Annotated in this window: 14 protein-coding genes; 12 read left to right on the top strand and 2 right to left on the bottom strand. The window is 73.2% G+C overall.

Annotation, left to right across the window (positions count from 1 at the left end):
• Positions 1 to 2 precede the first annotated feature (2 nt).
• The 9 genes from B7R87_RS02905 (at position 3) to B7R87_RS02865 (ending at position 15,774) form a co-directional block, all read left to right on the top strand.
• Positions 3 to 1,055, top strand: a complete 1,053-nt coding sequence (locus tag B7R87_RS02905; RefSeq protein ID WP_006350581.1) for a protein kinase domain-containing protein — start codon at positions 3 to 5, stop codon at positions 1,053 to 1,055.
• Positions 1,052 to 1,696 (top strand): 4Fe-4S single cluster domain-containing protein, encoded by a 645-nt coding sequence (locus B7R87_RS02900; protein ID WP_006350582.1) that lies wholly within the window; start codon positions 1,052 to 1,054, stop codon positions 1,694 to 1,696. Before B7R87_RS02905 ends, B7R87_RS02900 begins: the two co-directional genes overlap by 4 nt.
• Positions 1,693 to 3,114 (top strand): hypothetical protein, encoded by a 1,422-nt coding sequence (locus tag B7R87_RS02895; protein WP_130585329.1) that lies wholly within the window; start codon positions 1,693 to 1,695, stop codon positions 3,112 to 3,114. Before B7R87_RS02900 ends, B7R87_RS02895 begins: the two co-directional genes overlap by 4 nt.
• Positions 3,111 to 5,303: an AAA family ATPase gene (locus B7R87_RS34035; RefSeq protein ID WP_130585328.1), complete on the top strand. Its 2,193-nt coding sequence runs from the start codon at positions 3,111 to 3,113 to the stop codon at positions 5,301 to 5,303. Before B7R87_RS02895 ends, B7R87_RS34035 begins: the two co-directional genes overlap by 4 nt.
• Positions 5,304 to 5,307: 4 nt before the next feature.
• Entirely contained in the window at positions 5,308 to 6,978 is a 1,671-nt protein-coding gene (locus B7R87_RS02885; RefSeq protein ID WP_157997765.1) for an Hsp70 family protein, read from the top strand.
• Positions 6,978 to 8,165 (top strand): TRAFAC clade GTPase domain-containing protein, encoded by a 1,188-nt coding sequence (locus B7R87_RS02880; RefSeq protein ID WP_006350589.1) that lies wholly within the window; start codon positions 6,978 to 6,980, stop codon positions 8,163 to 8,165. The genes B7R87_RS02885 and B7R87_RS02880 overlap by 1 nt, the downstream gene beginning before the upstream one ends.
• Positions 8,162 to 10,600, top strand: coding sequence for a GTPase-associated protein 1-related protein (locus tag B7R87_RS02875; protein WP_006350590.1), 2,439 nt, complete (start codon positions 8,162 to 8,164; stop codon positions 10,598 to 10,600). Before B7R87_RS02880 ends, B7R87_RS02875 begins: the two co-directional genes overlap by 4 nt.
• Before the next feature lie 6 nt (positions 10,601 to 10,606).
• The gene (locus B7R87_RS02870; protein WP_006350591.1) at positions 10,607 to 12,151 is read left to right on the top strand and encodes a TRAFAC clade GTPase domain-containing protein; all 1,545 of its coding nucleotides are present in this window, start codon (positions 10,607 to 10,609) and stop codon (positions 12,149 to 12,151) included.
• A gap of 290 nt (positions 12,152 to 12,441) precedes the next feature.
• Positions 12,442 to 15,774, top strand: a complete 3,333-nt coding sequence (locus B7R87_RS02865) for a S8 family peptidase (RefSeq protein ID WP_040916919.1) — start codon at positions 12,442 to 12,444, stop codon at positions 15,772 to 15,774.
• 116 nt (positions 15,775 to 15,890) lie between these two features.
• Here B7R87_RS02865 and B7R87_RS02860 read toward each other — a convergent pair whose 3' ends face one another.
• A complete protein-coding gene (locus tag B7R87_RS02860) occupies positions 15,891 to 16,094 on the bottom strand; it encodes a cold-shock protein (RefSeq protein WP_006350593.1) in 204 nt (67 codons plus the stop codon).
• Positions 16,095 to 16,334: 240 nt separating this feature from the next.
• Positions 16,335 to 16,700: a cupin domain-containing protein gene (locus tag B7R87_RS02855; RefSeq protein WP_006350594.1), complete on the bottom strand. Its 366-nt coding sequence runs from the start codon at positions 16,698 to 16,700 to the stop codon at positions 16,335 to 16,337.
• Between the two features lie 141 nt (positions 16,701 to 16,841).
• Here B7R87_RS02855 and B7R87_RS02850 point away from each other — a divergent pair, with 141 nt between their 5' ends.
• The 3 genes from B7R87_RS02850 to B7R87_RS02840 all read left to right on the top strand — a co-directional run bounded on the left by B7R87_RS02850 (position 16,842) and on the right by B7R87_RS02840 (position 19,852).
• Positions 16,842 to 17,249: a hypothetical protein gene (locus B7R87_RS02850; protein ID WP_006350595.1), complete on the top strand. Its 408-nt coding sequence runs from the start codon at positions 16,842 to 16,844 to the stop codon at positions 17,247 to 17,249.
• A 200-nt stretch (positions 17,250 to 17,449) separates the two neighbouring features.
• A complete protein-coding gene (locus B7R87_RS02845) occupies positions 17,450 to 19,294 on the top strand; it encodes a transketolase (RefSeq protein ID WP_006350596.1) in 1,845 nt (614 codons plus the stop codon).
• A gap of 60 nt (positions 19,295 to 19,354) precedes the next feature.
• A complete protein-coding gene (locus B7R87_RS02840; protein WP_006350597.1) occupies positions 19,355 to 19,852 on the top strand; it encodes a DUF6328 family protein in 498 nt (165 codons plus the stop codon).
• The last annotated feature ends 176 nt before the right edge of the window (positions 19,853 to 20,028 follow it).

Raw genomic sequence — 20,028 nt, 5'->3', positions numbered from 1 at the left:
GGATGGGACTGACGGTGACGTCCGGCAGCGGACGCACATGGCGGCTCACCGGGCAGATCGGCAGCGGCTCGGAGGGATTCGTGTACGGCGTCGACGACGCCCGCCCCCTCGTCGCGAAGCTCGTCCCCGACCCGCCCGACCCCGAGGCCTACCGGCGGCGCGTGGCCCGTCTGGTGCGCCAGCGCCGGGAACCCCGCACCGTCGGCCTCCTCTCCGGTACCCCGGTCCGGCTGGCCTGGCCGATGGTCGTGGTCCGTACCGCGGGCGGTACGGAAGCGGACCGGGTCGACGGCTATGTGATGACCGATATGCGGTACGCCTACGAGCCGTTCCCGCACCTCCTCACCGCATCCGCCCGCCGTGACCGGCTGCCGGGGGCGACCTGGGAGACCGCCCTGCGCGCGGCCGCCTCCCTCGCCCGGCTGCTGGGGGAGCTCCACTCCGAGGGCTATGCGGTGGGCGACCTCAAACCCGACAACCTCTGGGTCGACGCGACCGGCCGGGTCGGCATGGCGGACGTCGACTCCTGGCAGTTCACGGACGGCCGCGAGGTCTTCCCCGGCCGGATGCGCACCCCCGGCTACACGGCACCCGAACGCATCGGCACGCCCACGGCCCGCCCCCCGGACCCGGCATCGGACGATTTCGCCCTGGCCGTCCTGGTCCATCAGCTCCTCATGGCGGGCCTGCACCCCTTCGCCGGTCATCCGGCGGACGGCGGCGACTATCTGTCGTACGACGACAACGTGCTGCACGGCCGCTGCCGCATCGTCGACCGCACGTCGGTGCTGCTGCCCCGCACCGCACCCCCGGCCGATCTGCTGCCGAGACGGCTCGCGGAGCTGTTCCGGGCGGCGTTCACGGGCTCGCTGCGACGACCGGCGGCGGTCGAGTGGGAACGGGCGCTGACCGCGGAGCTGGCCCCCGGCCGGCTGAAGGCCTGCGCGGTGGACAGCCGCCATGTCCACACCGTCGAGCGGCCCTGGTGCCCCTGGTGCGACCAGGCCGAACGGGCCGCCGACAGCGGCCCCCGCCGCCCGGGGGAGGCCCGATGACGCCCCGGCTCTCCGTCGCCCGGACCCTCGACCACTGCACGGTCCTCGGCCCCGGCAGCCGCGCCGTCGTCTGGGTCCAGGGCTGCCCGCTGCGCTGCACGGGCTGTGTGGCCGCCGAAACCCTCCCCTTCGACGGCGGCACCGCCCGCGACATCCCCGAACTCGCCGACTGGCTGGCCGGTCTGGACGGAATCGAAGGCGTGACGTTCTCCGGCGGCGAGCCGTTCAGCCAGGCCGGAGCGCTGGCCGCACTGCTCGACGCGGTACGGGAACGGCGCCCGGACTTCGGGGCGATGGCGTACTCCGGCTTCCGCCACGAGGCACTCCGGCGCGGCGGACCGGACCACCACGCCCTCCTGGAGCGGCTGGACCTGCTCGTCGACGGGCCCTACATCGCCGCCCGGCACGGCAGTCTGCGCTGGCGCGGCTCGGACAACCAGCGGCTGATCCCGCTCTCCGACCGCTACCGCAGGGTCCTGGCAGAACCGGACACGACCGCCGGAATCGAACTGTCGGTGAACGCCGACACCTCCCTCTCCTGGGCCGGGGTGCCGCCGGTCCCCGGATTCCGGCAGGGGCTGGAGGAACAGCTCGCGGCGCGCGGGTTCGTGCTGCGCACCGAGGCACGGAGGGGACGATGAGCGGATCACCCAAGTACAGCAGTGTCGGCGTCGGCGCGCTCTATGCGCAGCGGGAGGCGGCCGAGCGCAGGCGGCGGGCGGAGGAACGCCGGGCCCGGGAGCGCCGGCGGGCGGCCGAGCGGGAGAGACTCGCCCGGGATGCGGAGCGCAGGCGGGCCGCGGCCGCCCGTAGAGAAGCCGAGGTGGCGGCCCGGCGCGCGGCCGAACGCACCGCCCAAGAAGCCCGGGTCCGCGCCGGGCAGGCCCGCGCCGACGAACGGGCCCTGGACGAGCTGCGCGGACTGCTCGCCGAGGCCCGGCGCTCCGGCGAACGGGCCGATCTCGGCACTCTGGAGGGGGAGTTGACCGGGCTCCGGCTCAGGGCGGCCCGCGGCGAATCCCTCGGCGGCGCGGTGGAGGAGCTGCGCGGCCGGATCGTCGACCGGGGCCCGGCGGCGACCGGAGCACGTACGGAGGACCGCGCCGCGACCCTGGCCGCGCTGGACCGACGGCTCGCGGCGACCGGCCGGGACGGACCCGCACTCGACGCGGACGGCCATCGCGCCTGCACCGACCTGCTGGAACAGTTGCGGGAGGCCACCGCACCGGGCCGGGAGGTCCGCTTCGAAGCCCTGCTCGGTACGGTCGAACACGCCCTCACCCGGCATACGGTGACGGTCACGGAGGCGCTCGCGGCCGCGGAGCGGGCAGCCCGGACCGCACGGGAGCGCGCGGCGGCCGACGAGGCGGAGCGCGTACGGAACGAGACGGCCGCCGCCGAACGGGAGGCGGCCGCGGAGAAAGCCGTCGAGACCGCCCTCGCGGAGGCCGCCGAACGTCTCGACGTGGTACGCGAGGCGGCCGAGGCCGTGGTGGCTGCCGCCGCCGAACTCGGTGACCCCGGCCTCGCCGGGGAGATCGGGGACGCCCTGCGCGCCGTGACCGGTGCCCTGGCCGCACGCTCGCCCGCCGAGGCCCGTACCGCAGTTGCCGACCTCGAACGCAGGCTCCCCGACGCCGAGGGCCGGCTCGACGAACTGGAACTGGCGTACGAGCGGCGGCGGGACCTGGTGGAGGCCCTCCGGGACGCCATGACCGGGGAGGGGTTCGCCTTCGAGGGCGGCGAGGACGACGGCGGCAGCTTCCGGCTGCACTTCTCCCGGCCGACCGGTGCGATGTACGAGACGACGGTCGCCACCGGGGACGACGGGGCGCCCGTACTCGTCTACCACGTCGACGGCGAACCGGACACGACGCTCACTGCCGAGCGGGGCGAGGCCGTGTGCGACACCACGGAGGCGCTGCTGGAGCGGGTGCACCTGGCGCTGGGCGGTGACGACGGCTTTGTGGCCGGTGAGCTGACCTGGGACGGCAAACCCCCGGACCGGCGTGCCGAGCCGCTGCCCGGCGGGACCGTCCGATGGTGGACGAGCCCATGAGTACGCCCGGATTCGCCAAGGACGGGCCCGGGGAGGGGTCCGGCCGGTACGCGGGCGAGGGCGGACCGCCGGGCGGGTCCCGGGGCGGCTCCCCGGACGGCTCCCCGGACGGTGACGGGACGGGACCGGTCACGGCCGACGGAATGATGCCCCTCTGGGCGGTGTCGCTCGGCTGGGAGCTGCGGCGCGGCCGCCAGGTGATCCTCGACGGTCAGATCCGGGACCGCTGGTGGTTCGACGACCGGCCCGCGTCCTTCCGGCAGTTGGTCGCCGGAGTCCTCGAAGCACGCGGTGCCGATGTGGTGGGCTGGTGGGATCCGGTGGCCGGGCTCACCTTCCCACTGCCCGGCCACGCGGAACGCTTCGCCGCACTGGAGGCGAACCGGCCGCGCACCACCACCGGGACCGCCGACGGCGACCGGCGCGAGCCGCGCCCCTGGGCGGACCGGGCCGGCCGCGGGGCCCGGCAGGACCGGGAGAGCCACGAGAGCGGGGGACCCCCGCCGCATGCAGCGAACGCGGCGCACTCGGCGAACACTCGGAGTTCGGCGGACCCGGTGCGCCGGGAGGGCGGTGAGAGCCGGGAGGACCGGGACCGGCCGCGCCCCCGGAGCGGGACCGGCCGGGACCGGGAGCGCGCCGGTCTGCTCTCCCCCCGCCCCGCAGGCCCGCCGCGCGCCTTCGACGACGTGGTCGCGACCGTGCACCGGCTGGCCGCCTCCCCCGAAGCGGCGACCGCCTTCGTCTTCCAGGACGTCGACCACCAACTCCCGCCCGGCCGACCGGAGTCGAACGCGGGCTATCTCCGGCTGCGCGAGGCCATGACGGACGCCGTGACCCCGCACTCGGCCCGCTCCGGCAGACCCCCGCACGCCCGTAACGCGGTCCTCTGCGCCGTCGGTGACGTCGGGCGGCTGCCCGGCTGGTTCCCTCTGGAGGACCCCCGGATCGCCACCCTCCACATCGGCCCGCCCGACCCCGGTGAGCGCCGTCTGTGGCTGACCTGGCTGCTCGGTGAGTTCAACGGCTCCCAGGAGGCCGGCCGCCACGAGGTCGAAGCCCTGGTCGGCGCCACCGACGGCATGTCCGGCTGGGACATCGAAGCGCTCGCCCGGACCTCCTGGCTGCGCGACGCACCCCTCCGCAAACCGGACAAGCTCCTGGAGCTGCACCGGCTCAATGTCAGCGTCGACCCGTGGACCCAGCTGGACCGGGAGACCGTCGCCCGTGCGGCGGGCGTCCTGGGCACCCGGGTGGTCGGCCAGTCCCGGGCGGTCGACGCGGTGGCCGCCGCCCTCCAGGCCGCGTACGTCGGCGTCGACTTCGGGGGCTCGGGCAACGCCCGCCCCCGGGGCGCGTTCTTCTTCGTCGGCCCCACGGGCGTCGGCAAGACCGAACTCGCCAAGGCCGTCGCGGAGCTGATGTTCGGTGACCAGAGCGCGTACGCCCGCTTCGACATGAGCGAATACCAGCAGGAGCACGCGGCCGAACGGCTCGCGGGCGCCCCACCCGGGTTCATCGGCCACGAGCAGGGCGGCGAGCTGACCCGCCGGGTCCAGGAGCGGCCGTTCAGCGTCCTCCTCTTCGACGAGATCGAAAAGGCCCACCCCCGGGTCCTCGACAAATTCCTCCAGATCCTGGAGGACGGCAGGCTGACCGACGGCCGCGGCCAGACCGCCTACTTCTCCCAGTGCCTGATCATCTTCACCTCCAACACGGGCGCCGAAGCGGTCCAGGACCTGCTGGCCGAGGACGGCGACGAGGTGCCGTACTCCGCCCTGGAAGCGCATTTCACCCGGGCCGTCGAGGAGAAGTTCCGGACCATCGGCCGGCCCGAGATCTACGGCCGCCTCAAACCGGGCGTGGTCGTCTTCGACATGCTGCGCCGCGAGCACATCGTGAGGATCGCGGACCGGCTGCTGGGCCAGCTCACCGAATCGGTCCGGGAACGGCACCAGGTCGAGCTGGTCCCGGATGCGGACACCCTGCACCCGTGGATCACCGGGCGGATGGACGACCCGGAGCGCCGGGCGTACGGCGGCCGGCAGATCCGCAATGAACTGGAGCGGCTGCGGGCGGCCGTGGTCGCCCACTTCCTGGCCCACCGCCCGCCCCCGGGCAGCAGGGTCCGGCTCGGCACCGGTACCGACGGCAGGCCCTGGGTCAGGGCCGATGAAGGGAACGGCTGAAGACATGCTCGGCATCAGCATCGGCCACCACTCCGCCCGGGTCGGCCGGCCCGGACCGGACGGCCGCACCGCCGTCACGGTCGTGGAGCTGGACCGGACCGACGGCATCGCCCGTCCCGAGGACGCCCTCGCCCTGATCCTCGCCGCGCAGACGCAGCAGGAGCAGGAGCAGGAGCCGGAGAGCGGGCAGGAGCGGGAGGCGGTGCTCGGTCTCCCCGCGTCCGCCGGTCGCGAGGACGAGGACCGGCTGCGCCGTGCCGCCGAGGACGCGGGCCTGCGCGTCAGCAGGATCGTCCCGGTCCCGGTCGCGGTGGCCCTGCACTACGGCGCGATCGACGAAGGCGTCCACCGTACGGTCCTGGTGGCCGACCTGGACCCGGACACCCTGGAACTGACGGTTCTCGCCGTCACCCCCGATCTGACCGTACGCATCGTCTCCACCCGCACCGGGCGGCCGGGCGCCGACCGGGGCCTGGCGGCGATCGCCGGGGAGCTGACCGAGGCGTCCCCGGACGCCGTTCTCCTCTCCGGCGCCCCCTACACCGACCCCGCCCGCCGTACCGACATCGAGAACCTGCCTGCGGCACAGGGCCTGACGGTCCGCTGCACCGCACCCGAACTCGCCGTCGTCAACGGCCTGCTCGCCCTGCCGGACTTCGGCCTTCTCCGTATCGCCACGGGCACCGCCCCCGCGACGGCGTACTTCGCACCCCCCGCACTCGCCGACGACCCGGAACCGGCCCCGTGGCCGCCTCCTCCGGCGGATCCCGAACCACCGGGCGCCGCGGAGGAGCCCCCGGAACGGCGCGCGGAACCGCGGCCCGACCCCGTAACGGCCCCACCGACCCCCGGGCCCGCACCGACCCCCGTACCGGAACCGCCCCCCGAGCCGACCCCCGCACCGGCCCCGGATCCCGCCGCCACCCCCGAACCCGGACCCGGACCCCGGCCCGAAGGCGCCACCGCCCCCGGACCCCGGCCCGAAGCCGAAACCGGGCCTGAAGCGGAGGCCGGATCCGGACCCGAGCCCGCGCCCCCGTTCGCCCTGTACTCCGTCCCCGTGACCCAGCTCCAGGCCGTCCGCCGCGACGACCACCTCCTCGTCCTCTGGGCCTGGCCGGAGTCCGCGCTCACCGCCCGGGTCCGCTGGCGCCGCGAGGACACCACGGGAACCGGCAGCGGGCCCCGCGACGGCGACATCCTCTGCCGCCGCCGCGTCTACGAACACGACGGCGGCCTCGACCTCCCCGTCGGCCGGGGCGCCGTCACCCTCACCGTGGAGGCACTCGTCCCCGATCCCGCCGCCGACACCGAGGGCGCCGCCGGACTCCGGGTACCGGCCGAACCCCCCGTCGTCGACTACGAACCCACGGCCCGCCGCCGCCTCACCGGCGCCCGGGTCGCCACCGTCACCTTCACCGCCCGGACCGGATGCGACCTCCCCGACCTCCGCATCGTGCACGGCGTCGGCCGCTACCGCCCCACCAGTACGGCCGACGGCACCGTCCTGCACGAGGTCCCCGCCCAGCGACTTCCCGCCGGCACCCCTCTCACCGTCCAATTCCCGCTCCCCGCCGGCCGAGGCCCCTCCTGGCTGGTCTGCTTCCCGGCCCGGCCCGCCGACTCCGATCCCGATATCCGCCCCACGGCCCTGCACAAGCTGCGAGTGACCTGATGGCCAAACGCCTCACCTGCCCCTACTGCTACGAGACCTTCGCCGCGCGCGAGATCCGCTTCCGCTGCAACAGCCGGCTCAGCCGCACCCGCAAACAGTGCCGACGGCGCCGGGACCCGGTCCTCGACGAACGGTTCGGCCGCCGCCCCGCCCACGACGTCGGCCCGGACTTCACCGCCGACGGCCGCAGACCGACCGCCCCGTGCCCGGACTGCGACGGCGAGACCACGTACCGCATCTGCCCCGTCTGCCACGTCGAACTGCCCGTCCAGTTCGGCATGGTGGACAACCGGCTGATCGCCATGGTCGGTGCCCGGTCCTCCGGCAAGACGATCTACATGACCGTACTGCTGCACGAGATGCGCAACCGGGTCGGCGAGGCGTACGGCGCCTCCATGATGGGCCTCGACGACACCACCATGCGCCGCTACAGCTCGGAGTACGAGGACCGGCTCTACCGCGACCGGCAGATGTTCCCGCCCACCCAGACCGCGACGACCAACGCCAACCGGGTCGAGCCGCTGGTGTTCCGCTTCGGGCTGCGCCGCAGAGGGCTGTTCGGCGAGCGGCCGCAGCACACCGTGCTGTCGTTCTTCGACACGGCGGGCGAGGACTTCAACAGCCGGGAGAGCGTCGAACTCAACACCCGCTACCTGGCCAACGCGGACGGCATCGTCCTGCTGCTGGACCCCCTGCAGATGCCGGGCGCCCGGGAACACGCCGCCCCCGGCACCGCGCTGCCCCGGATGGACGGCATCGACCCGCCGATCAACGTACTGAGCCGGGTCAGCGGACTGCTGCTGGCCGCGAACGGCGGCCGGGCGGCGAAGGTCGACACCCCGCTCGCGGTGGTCTTCTCCAAGACGGACGCCTTCTGGCATCTGCTGGAGAACGGCAGCCCGCTGCGCGCCCACGCCCCCGCCCGCGGCCGGTTCGACGTCGGCGACAGCCTCAGCGTGCACGAGGAGGTCCGCCGGCTGCTGAAGGAGTGGGACGGCGTCCCCATCGACCAGGCCCTGGAGAACACCTTCGCCCGCTACCGCTACTTCGGGGTCTCCGCACTCGGCCGCAGCGCCACGCCCGACTCCCGGGTCGCCCCGACCGGCATCCAGCCCTACCGGGTGGCGGACCCCCTGCTGTGGCTGCTCACCGAATTCGGCTCGGTGCCCAAGGCGGGCCGCGGATGAGGAGCTTCCAGCAGCTGTACTACACCTCCTGCGAACAAGGGCTCAGCGGCTCCTCCGGCTTCCAGTTCAACGCGGTCAGCGAGCAGGTCTCCGCGGAGACCCGGCACCGGGTGGAGGGCCTCGCCGGATACGAACCCCCGCGCTCCCTGATCGAATCGGACACCCCGGAAACACTGGCCCGCTGCCCGGTCAACCTCTGCCACAGCCCCGGCGGACAGGGGACGACAACGCTGTGCGTCCGGTACGCGGGCCGCGACTCGGCCCGCAGATTCGGCAACTACTTCGCCCACGCCCTGCACACGGAAGGCGAGTTCACCCCCGACAGCGGCGGGCTGCTCGCCGTCGAACTGTGGAACTCGCCGCTGTGGACGGCCCGGGTGGCCGACTCCACCGAACTCCCCGAACTCTCCGCACCCCTGCCGCGCGGCCCGCTCAGCCCCCGCGCCGTACGCGACTTCCTGCGCGGCCGCCCGGACGCCGGACAGCTCCCGGCCCTGCTGGCGGCCGTGTTCACGGCACTCGCGGACGACGGCTCGGTGGTGGTGATCGACGATACGACGGACCGGATCGCCCACTGGTTCGCCGCCGTCTCCTACCTGCTGCCGCCCCCGCTGGCCCGCACCCTGTCCTTCGCCACCTACCTGCTGCGCCCCGCCCGCAGCCGGCTCCACCTCATCGGCACCGTGCCCGAGGCGCACCCCGACTTCGGACCCGACGGCGAGGAGACGTACACCGTCTTCGACTTCTCCGCAGGCCGCTTCCCCGAACCGGCACCCGTCCACGATCTGGTACGGCTGCTGACCGGGATCGGCGTCGGCTCCGTCCGCTCGGTCTGGTCCTGGACCGCCGAGTACGCGGACGGCCGGGAGCGGGACCCCGGGGACTGGCACGCCCCCGTGGCGGCGGCAGCGGCCGCGGGCGGCATCGAACTGACCGGTACCGACGTCCGGGCCGTGATCGACTGGCTGCCGGGCGCGGGCCACCTCGGGACGCGCCGGGCGGCGGTGGCGGCCGACATCCACCACCGCCACCGGGACCTGGACGACGGGCAACTGGCGACACTGAGCGCAGCCGCCGAAGCGGGCGGAGACAGCGCACTCCACCAGGAACTCGAAGGCAGGCTCCACCGGTCCCGGATCCGCGCCTACGCGACCGGAGCGGAGAACGCGGCCGGCCCCGTACCGATCACCCACCCCGCCGAACGCGAACGGGCCACCGCCCTGTGGCAGCGGCTGCTCGACGAGGCCACCACCACCCGCGTCCGGGTCCGGCTGTTGCTGTGGGCCCTGGGCGCCCGGCTCACCCCGCCGCCCGAACCGCTCGCCGCACAGAGCCTGGACCTGGCCCGTACCCTCCTCGGCTCCTCCGCCGCGGGCCCCGAGCTCCGCGCCGAAACGGCACAGCTCGTCCACACCCTCCCGGAGTTCAGAGCCGCACTGGCGACCGCCGTCCACGAGGTGCTGGCCCGGCGGAACGGCCAGGAGCAGCTCTTCGCCCAGTTCCCCGCGAGCCTGCTGCGCGAATCCGACCTCGGGGAGCGCCCCCGGCTCCTGGAGCACTACTGGCGGGCCCAGGCCGAGCGCGAACCCGCCCGCACGGTCGAACTGCTCTTCCGGATCCTGGCAGTACGCGGCCTGACCTCGCCGGACGGGGAACTGCTCAGGGCCCTGTGGCGGCAGGCCTCACCGGCCTGGACCTACGAGGAAGCCACCGAGATCGCCCGCCGGCTTCCCCCGGAACAGCAGGCCGACGACGCGATCGGCGAGTGGTTCGACCGCGCCGTCAAACAGGAGATCCACGACGAAGAGGCCCTGCGGTCCTGTCTGCTGCTCTACGAGGCACTGGCCGCACCGGGCCGCTCCGCCTGGCTGCGCCCGGTCACCCGGGAGTGCGTGGCAACCACCCTCGGCCTGGACCGGGCCCTGCACGAGGCACCCGAGGCGACCGCGCTCGCCCGCGCGTTCCGGATCCCGCAGGCCGACGCCTGGGCGGCGCCGCGCGCCCTGAAACGCCACCGGCTGATCCCCGCCCTCCTCGCGCTGCCCGCCGACCACGCCCGGCTGCGCACCGACATCGGGGAGTTCGGGTTCTCCCTCACGGACGGCTATCTCCGCGCGCTGCGCGAGGCCGCGGCCGACAGCGGACCCGTCGACGAGGTGCTGTTCAGCCATGTCACCGGGGTCGTCGCGATGGACTCCCGGTGCCCGCTGCCGCAGGCCCACTTCGAGCTGATCACGGCCCTGCGCCACGATATCGCCGGCCGTTGGCGGCCGGACGACCTGAACCGGCTGGCCGGTGCCGTCCGCCCCTACGACTCCGCGCTCGCCGATGCCTATCTGAAGTGCGCCGAGCGCCGCCTGGGCGCCGGGAAGAAGCTGGTCCGCAGGATCACCCGGCGACGGACACCGGACGATCCGGGCCGGGAAGAGAGGTGAGCGGCCATGGGAGCCGTGGTGATGTTCGTCGTCGTGCCCGCCCTCTATCTGGGCCTGCTGATGTTCTATCTGTCCGTCGTCCCCCTGATCGCGGGCCTGCGCGGACTCGCCTTCGTCAGTGAAGTCCACTGGCGGTACTCCCGGGTCCTCAACGGCGTCCTGCGGCTGCGGACCCCCGAGTACGTGACGGTGCCGCCGTACCGCCCCGCCGACGAATCGGCCCACCGCAACTACTTCTACGGCCCCGCGGTCCGCGATCTGCGGCAACTCCGCACCCTGGGCGCCCGGATGTACGTCCGTACGGTCACCGACTCCTTCCGCCGGGTCACCGCGGAACAGTTCACCGCGCCCTCCGTCCACCCGGCGGTTTCGGTGCCGTACGGCCTCACCCTCCACCTGGGTCTCGCCGCCGGTGCGGCCCTCGCGGTCCCGCTGCTGGGGCTGCTGTTCGGGCTGCACGCCCTCGGCGTTTTCCTGCTGATGGGCGGTGCCCGGCTGACCGCGGGCGCGCTCCGCACCGCCGACCGGACGATGATGGTGCTCCGCGGGCTGCCCCGGGGCATGCTGTGCCCGAGCTGCTTCGAGCGGGTGCCGTATCCGGAGTACGACTGCCCCCGCGCGACCTGCCGGCGCCGGCACACCGATATCCGGCCGGGCACCTTCGGGCTCTTCAGACGCCGCTGTGCCTGCGGGGAGCGCCTGCCGACGCTGCTGATGCTGATGAGCAGGGACGCCCGGCTGAGCGGCCACTGCGTGCACGACCACTGCCGCAAGCCCATGAACCCCGACGCCGGGCATATGCCCGAGCTGATCCTGCCGTTGATCGGCGGCCGGGCCGCGGGGAAGACGCAGCTGATGGCGGCGATGCTGATGGCGCTGGAGAACGCCGCCGGGAACGGCGGTCCGGCGATCCGGCTCGCGGACGCCGAATCCGACGGCAACTACCGGGTCCTGCGCGAGGTGCTGGCGATTCAGGGCCGTACCCGCCCCACCCAGAAGACGCTGCCCCGGGCCCATTCGTTCGTCCTGGGCAGCGGCCGTGCCGAACGGCTGGTGCATGTCTTCGACACCGCGGGCGAGCGGTTCGTCAACCGGGACGAGACGGATGCGCTGCGCTATGCCCGGGCCGCCCGCACCTTCGTCTTCGTCCTCGACCCGATGGCCGTCGGCGCCTTCTGGACCCGGCTGGACCCGCAGGGTCCGAAGGTGGACCGCACCCTGGCCTCGACGGTCGATCCGGAGGACGTCTTTGCACGGTCGGTGCAGACCGTACGCACGATGGGCACCCGGCTGGACCGGGCGCGGCTGGCCGTCGCCGTCAGCAAGACCGATCTGCTCGCCGGGCAGCCCGCGCTGCTGCCGGAGCGGCTGGACCACAGCGATACGGCCCGGGAGTGGCTGTGCGAGGGGCTGGGGCTGCGGAATCTGGTGAAGACGATGGACCTGGAGTTCGACGAGGTGCGGTTCTTCTGTACGGCCGCGGTGGCCGACGGGGAGGGCCGGGTGGACCCCAGCATCGCGTCCTTCGTCGACTGGTGTTTGCAGGAGTAACGCTGCAAAAGATGTCGGGGCAGCCCTGGGGTCCCGGTCGGCTACTGCTGTCCGGCCCGGGTCCGTCGGTCTTTCTCAGCGGTTTCCGACGGTCGACAGCGAGCTTACCGCCCGTGAAGCAGTGCTTCCGACAACGTTCCACCAGCGTAAGCCTGTTACAGAACGATCATTGAGTGCTCCGGAACGGCCTCGGCATACTTCGGGATCCCGGGGCCGTTCGCCTTTTCCGAATGCGCCCCCGGAAGGGACCGGGCCCCCGCCCGGTCCGTACTCCTGAGCAAGGGGGAATCTTGCGCAAACCAGCAAAGAGGGCGTACGCGGCAGCCGCGTGTGCCGTGGCTCTGGCGGCGGGCACGACCGGCCCGGCGTCGGCGGAGAGCGGTGGCCGGGACACGGTGTCCCCGTCGGCCGTCGCGAAGTCCAAGGGCGGTGCCGGGACCGGGCAGACCGTCACCCTGATCACCGGTGACCGGGTCACGGTGGACGCCCGGGGCCGTGTCGGTGGTATCGAGCGGGCGAAGGGGCGGGAGCACATCCCCTTCTTCACCCAGATCCACCAGGGCCGCACCTATGTGGTGCCGCGCGACGCCCGGCGGCTGATCGCCGACGGCACCCTGGACCGACAGCTGTTCGACGTCACCGCGCTCGCCAAGCCGGAGCTCCGGAAGGCCCACGGGACCGGGCTCAAGGTGATCGTCGGCTACCGGGGTACCGCGGCGAAGGCGGCCAGGGACGGGGTGCGCACGTCCGGCGGCACAACCGTCCACCGGACCCTGTCGATGCTCAACGCCGACGCCGTGACCAGCGCCGAAGGCAGTGCGGACGCACTGTGGGAGGCCCTGAGCCGGCCGCAGGGCGACGGGTCGGCGGCACTGACCTCCGGCGTCGCGCGGGTCTGGCTGGACGGGGTGCGGAAGGCGACGCTCGACCGCAGCACCGCACAGATCGGCACCCCGGCCGCCTGGTCCCGCTCGTACGACGGCACCGGCGTCAAGATCGCCGTGGTCGACACCGGTATCGACTCCACCCACCCGGATCTGGCCGGCCGCGTGGTCGCGGAGAAGAACTTCAGCGGTTCACCGGACGCCACCGACCGGTCGGGGCACGGAACGCACGTCGCTTCCATCGCGGCCGGTACCGGGGCCAAGGACAGCCGGTTCAAAGGTGTGGCGCCCGGGGCGCAGCTGATCAACGCCAAGGTGCTGGACGACCGGGGCGAAGGGCTGGACTCCGGCATCCTCGCCGGGGTCGACTGGGCCGTCGCCCAAGGCGCCGATGTCGTCAATATGAGCCTCGGCGCGCCCGACACCCCCGGGATCGACCCGCTGGAAGCGCAGATCAACAAGCTGTCCGCGGAGAAGGGCGTCCTGTTCGCCGTCGCCGCGGGCAACGAGGGGCCGGACGCGGGCACCCTCGGCACACCGGGCACCGCCGACGCGGCCCTCACCGTCGGCGCGGTCGACGACAACGACCTGATGGCCGACTTCTCCTCGGCCGGGCCCCGTACCGGGGACGGCGCCGTCAAACCGGACGTCACCGCACCCGGTGTGGCGATCACGGCCGCCGCGGCCGCGGGTACCGGGGGCCAGAACCCGCCCGGGTACGTCGCCCAGAACGGTACGTCCATGGCGTCCCCGCATGTCGCGGGCGCCGCGGCGATCCTGAAGCAGAAGAACCCCACCTGGACGGGCGCCCAGCTCAAGTCGGTGCTGGTCGCCTCGGCGAAGGACGGCGCCCATTCGGTGTTCCGGCAGGGCGCCGGGCGGATCCAGATCGACCGGGCGATCGACCAGACGGTCGTCGCCGAACCCGTATCGCTCAACCTGGGCACCCAGTTGTGGCCGCACCAGGACGACACCCCCGTCACCAAGAAGCTCACGTACCGCAATTACGGCACCGCGGACGTGACCCTCGACCTGGCGGCGACGGCGGCCACCGGCGCCGACGGACAGCCCGCACCGGCCGGGTTCTTCACGCTCGGGGCGCAGCGGATCACGGTCCCCGCGGGCGGTACCGCCGCGGTGGATCTGACGGCCGACACCCGGCTCGGCGGGACCGTCGACGGCCTGTACTCGGTCACCGTCGTCGCGTCGGGAGGCGGCCGGACCGTACGGACCGCGGCCTCGGTCGACCGGGAGGTCGAATCGTACGAGGTCACCTTCAACACCTTCGGACGGGACGGCGCGCCGGGCACCGACTGGCAGGCCGAACTGCGCGGATACAGCGGCGCCGCCACCAACCGGCGCATCCTTCCGGATCTGACGGCGGGCTCCGCCACGGTCCGGATGCCGCGCGGCACCTACTTCCTCTCGGCCGATATGCTCGTCGACCCCGCGGCGCCGCGGAAGGGCGCCGACCTGATCGACAATCCGCAGTTCTCCGTGGACGGCCCCACCACCGTCACCCTCGACGCCCGGACCACCCGGCCGGTGACGGTCACGGTGCCGGACCCGGCCGCCCGCTCGATACGCGCGGGCGTGCTGTACACCTACCTGGCAGGCGGGTCGTTCTTCCTCCAGGGCGGCGAGTTCACGAGCTTCGACAACGTCCGCACCGCCTACCAGGGCCCCCGGCAGCTCGAAGGCGAACTCGCACAGACGTGGTCCACGGACTGGGAGCGCGGCACCGACGAGTACCACACCCTCGCCGGCGGACCGGTCGCCCAACTGGCCACCGGCTACACCAAGGCCTACGCGGCCAAGGACCTGGCCCTGGTGAAGACGGCCATCGGGGCGTCCGCCCCGGGTGCCCGGGGTGCCCTGGCGCTGTTCGGCGCCCTGCCCAGCGGCTCCGGAGTGGAGACGTTCTTCTCCGTCAGGCCGGCGCCGCAGACCCGTAACGTCCATCTCTCCACGGACGACGGGGCCACCTGGCAGCTGGCCGCGGGCATCCCCGGCGTGCCGGACCCGGAGGGATACCTCCGCTTCGACGTGCTGTACGGAACCGAGCCGCGGCAGTACACGGCGGGCGCCACGTACACGGAGAACTTCAACACCGGAGTCCCGGGGCCGCGGGTCGACGCCCGGGCGGGCATCGCCCGTACCGGCAACGACCTCTCTGCCTCACTGCCCCTGATCAGTGACGACGCGGGCCACGACGGCAACGCACGGTACGCGGCGGCGAACACCACGATCCACCGCAACGGTGTGCTGTACGCACAGGAGAACGCGGCTCTCGACGCGCTGAACTTCACGCTGCCGCCCGAGTCCGCCCGCTACACGGTGGCGACCACGGTCCACCGGGACCCGGCGTTCAACCGGGCCGGAACCCGCATCGACGCCTCGTGGACCTTCACCTCGGCGCGTACCGACGCGGCGACGATGCTCCCGGTCTCCACGGTCCGGTTCCGGCCGGCCACGGCACCCGACTCCACCGTCCCGGCGGGCGGCAAGCAGACCGTCCCCGTGGTCGTCCAGGGTGCGGCGGCCGGGGCCGGACTGAAGGCCCTGCGGGTCGCGGTGTCGTACGACGGCAAGAAGTGGCTGCCCGCCCCGGTCGTCGGGGGCAAGGCGACGGTCCGCGCGCCGGAGAAGGGCAAGGCGGTGTCCCTGAAGGCCGTCGTCACCGACCAGCAGGACAATCAGTCGGCGGTCACGGTCCACAACGCCTTCTTCGGGCGCTGAGCCGCACCGGGAAAACAGAACCGGGCCGGGCGCCGCAACGGCGCCCGGCCCGGATACACCGCCGGGGTCCGCACCGTCACGGTGCGGACCCCGGCGGGTCGATCAGCGTCCGGCGATCAGGCGGGGACGATGTTCTCGGCCTGCGGGCCCTTCTGGCCCTGCGTGACGTCGAAGCTGACCCGCTGGCCCTCACGGAGCTCGCGGAAGCCCTGCGTCGCGATGTTCGAGTAGTGGGCGAAGACGTCCGGGCCGCCGCCGTCCTGCTCGATGAAGCCGAAACCCTTTTCGGCGTTGAACCACTTCACGGTTCCCTGTGCCATGGTGCTCTCCTTCTGTAGGCAGAGGCCCCATCCGGAGATGCCGGAAACAAAAACGCGCCCGAAGGAGAAACATTCCCGTCAGGCGCACATAGTTCATGGGTACCAAAACTGCAACGTGGAAATTCTAGCACACCAGTGGTGCGCCGGATGGTCGATCCTGAAATGCCCGAGTTGTGCACCGCGGCGGTGAAACACCGGAAGGCCGGGCCCGGCTTCGCCTTCCGCCCTGCTCCCGAGGGGTCACGCGGGCTTCGCGTAGTCGCCGTACCCGGTCCAGTCGATCGTCACGCAGGGTTCGTCCCCGACCACCCAGGCGTCGTGTCCCGGAGGGATCTCGATGAAGTCGCCGGGGCCGGCATCGGCGCGCTCCCCGTCGTCCATGACGATCGTCACGCGGCCGCTCACGACATAGCCCGTGTGGGCCGCCAGACAGCTGTCCGTGCCCGCCAGCGGCTTCACATGGTCCGACCAGCGCCAGCCGGGTTCGAAGACGGCACGGCCGACGGGTCCGCCCGAGGTGTTGAGGACTTCCAGTCTCCCCTTGCCGTCCTCGAAGGGGCGTGTCTCGTCCGCTGTGTCGAAGTTCCGGATCACCAGACCGGTCATCGTCCTTCGCCTCCCGGCGAGAAGCAGCCCCGAGTACTCCTCCCAGCCTAGCCTCGGAGGGGTGGTGCCGCAGGCTTTACGATCATCGTCGGATCATCGTCGGAATCGACGGCCCGTGACCGGCCCTGCCGAGGAGATCGTATGAGCAGACGTTCCAGCCGCACCGCGTCCGCACCGGGTGCCGTCCGGCCCACCGTCACCGTGTGCCGGGGCTGTTGCTGCGGCACTGCCAAGATCCCCGGGGTCGATCATGCCGCGCAGCTCCGGGAGCTGCGGACGGCTCTGGCGGACAAGGCGACCGTCCGGGTCACCGACTGTCTGGACGTCTGCGAGCAGGCCAACGTCGTCGTCGTACAGCCCTCCGCCGAGGGGCGCAGGGCAGGGGGCCGCCCGGTGTGGCTGGGCCTGGTCAACGATCCGGACGCCAGCGCCGACATAGCCGCCTGGGTCGACGCCGGTGGGCCCGGGAAGGCCGATCCGCCCGAGGTGCTCGACCTCTACACCTTCAGCCCCTCCCGTCGCGTCCGGGCCGAGCTGGGCGACGGCTGACGGCTCCGGGCGCTGGTTCCGTACGGTTCCGGGTGTTTCCGTACGGTGCGCGTTCCCCGGCGGGTTTCGGCCCCGGGCGCATGGGCACCCGGGGCGTATCGGGAAGGCGCCCCGAGGCGGTCTTCCCGCTCGGTCGTGCCGGGAGCCCCCGCGGGGACGGCGGTCGCGGCACGGCAGCTGCCGACGAGAGGGAGCCGACCATGCGCACCGAGGAACTGGCGGAGCTGGGACAGCAGCTCAGGGTGGACGCGGTCCGGGCCGCCGCGGCCGCCGGATCGGGGCATCCGACGTCCGCGATGTCCGCCGCCGATCTCGCCGCCGTACTCCTGGCCCATCAGCTGCGCTACGACTTCGACCGGCCCGACCACCCCGGGAACGACCGGCTGATCCTGTCGAAGGGGCATGCCTCGCCCCTGCTGTATGCGCTCTACCGGGCGGCGGGCGTCATCGACGGTGCCGAACTGCTCACCTTCCGCCACGACGGCAGTCCGCTGGAGGGCCACCCCACGCCCCGGCTGCCCTGGGTGGACGTGGCCACCGGATCGCTGGGGCAGGGGCTGCCGATCGGTGTCGGAATGGCGCTGGCGGGACAGCGCCTGGACCGGGTTCCGTACCGGATCTGGGTGCTCTGCGGGGACAGCGAGATGGCCGAGGGCTCGGTCTGGGAGGCCGTCGAGGCGGCCGCGTACGAGAAGCTCGACCACCTGACCCTGATCGTGGACGTCAACCGGCTCGGCCAGCGCGGCCCGACCCGGGAAGGCTGGGACCTCGACGCCTACGCGCGGAGACTGGACGCCTTCGGATGGCACACGGTCGAGGTGGACGGACACGACGTCGAAGCGGTCGACGCGGCCTTCGCTGAGGCCGCCGCCACCGCCGGGCGCCCCACGGCCGTCCTCGCCCGCACCCGCAAGGGGCGGGGCGTCGCCGAGGTCGAGGACCGGGAGGGCTTCCACGGAAAGCCCCTGCCGCACCCCGAACAGGCCGTCGAGGAGCTGGGCGGGGTCCGCGACATCCGGGTGGACGTCGCCCTCCCGCCACCGGTGACGGCCCGTCCCGCGACACCGCTCAGGCCGGCCGAACCGCCGCGCTACCGGATCGGGGACGAGGTGGCGACCCGGGACGCCTTCGGCGAGGCGCTGGCGGCCCTCGGATCGGTGCGCGGCGACGTCGTCGCCCTCGACGGAGAGGTCGGGGACTCCACCCGTACCGAGGCGTTCGCCCGGGCCCACCCGGACCGCGCCTTCGAGTTCTACATCGCGGAACAGCAGCTCGTCGCCGCCGCCGTGGGCATGCGGGCCCGCGGATACCTGCCCTTCGCGACCACCTTCGCCGCCTTCCTCACCCGCGCCCACGACATGATCAGGATGGCCGCGGTCAGCGAGGCCGGAATCCAGCTCTGCGGCTCCCACGCCGGAGTCGCCATCGGACCCGACGGGCCTTCCCAGATGGGCCTCGAAGACCTCGCCATGATGCGGGCCGTCCACGGTTCCACCGTGCTCTACCCCTGCGACGCCAACCAGACCGCCGATCTGGTGCGGCGCATGGCACAGCTGCCCGGAATCGGCTATCTGCGCACCAGCCGGGGCGCCGGGCCGGTTCTCTACGGACCGGACGAGGCGTTCCCCGTCGGCGGGTCCCGGCTGCTGCGGTCCGGGGACGGCGACCGGGTCACCGTCGTCGCCGCCGGGGTCACGGTCCACGAGGCGCTGAAGGCCGCCGACCTGCTGGCGGGCGCCGGTATCGGGGTCCGGGTGCTCGACCTCTACTCGGTCAAGCCGGTGGACACGGAGGCCCTGGAGGCGGCCGCCGACGCGACGGGCTGTCTGATGACCGTCGAGGACCACCGGCCCGAGGGCGGTATCGGCGACGCGGTCGCCTCCGCCTTCGCCGACGGCAGGCCGCTGCCGCGGCTGGTCCGGCTCGCCGTCCGCACCATGCCGGGCTCGGCCACCCCCGCAGAGCAGCTCGCCCACGCCGGAATCGACGCCGATTCGATCGCCGCCGCCGTCCGGCTGCTGGTCGGTGCGGCCGTGGTGCGCTGACCCGGGCCGGCCGCACGACGCCTTCGCCTACGCCTATGCCGCCGCCGGAGAGGAGAGCCCATGACGGAACCGGTACGGGAAGACGCCCACCGCAGACGAGGACGGGACGAATCGGAGGACGAGCGGGCGGACCGCCTCTGGGCCGAACTGCTCCAGGAGGTCAGGGTCGCCCAGACGGGCGTCCAGATCCTCTTCGGCTTCCTGCTGACCGTGGTCTTCCAGCCCCGGTTCACCGAACTGGGGCCCGTCGACCGGAACATCTATGTGATCACCGTCCTCCTCGGCGCGGCCGCCACCGGCGCCCTGGTCGGACCGGTGGCGCTGCACCGGATGCTCACCGGACACCGGATGAAGCCGAGAACGGTGGACCTGGCCTCCCGGCTCACCGTCATCGGCCTGGTGCTCCTGCTCTGCACGATGGCCGCCGCCCTGCTGCTCGTCCTGCGCGTCGCCCTCCACAACCCCCTCGCCGTCTGGCTGGTCGTCCCGATGGCGCTCTGGTTCGTGCTGTGCTGGTTCGTCCTGCCGCTGTGGATCCGGCTGCGGAACGGGCGCTGAGGCCCCGGACGGGCCGAACGGAGTACGGGGTGCGGGACGGCGACCGGTTTGGCAGGGTGGAAGCGGGGCAGGTGCGCAGCTGCCCGGCCCGAGGGCCCCGCGCCCCCGCCGACGACCGTACGGCGGCGCAGGCGCCGCCCCGGCCGGTGGTATGTGACGATCCCCCTTCCCCGGAA

The sequence above is a fragment of the Streptomyces tsukubensis genome, from assembly GCF_003932715.1.
In the GTDB taxonomy this organism is placed as follows: Bacteria; Actinomycetota; Actinomycetes; order Streptomycetales; family Streptomycetaceae; genus Streptomyces; species Streptomyces tsukubensis.
Note: the sequence above shows the minus strand (reverse complement) of the source record. Positions and strands in the feature narration are given on the sequence as shown.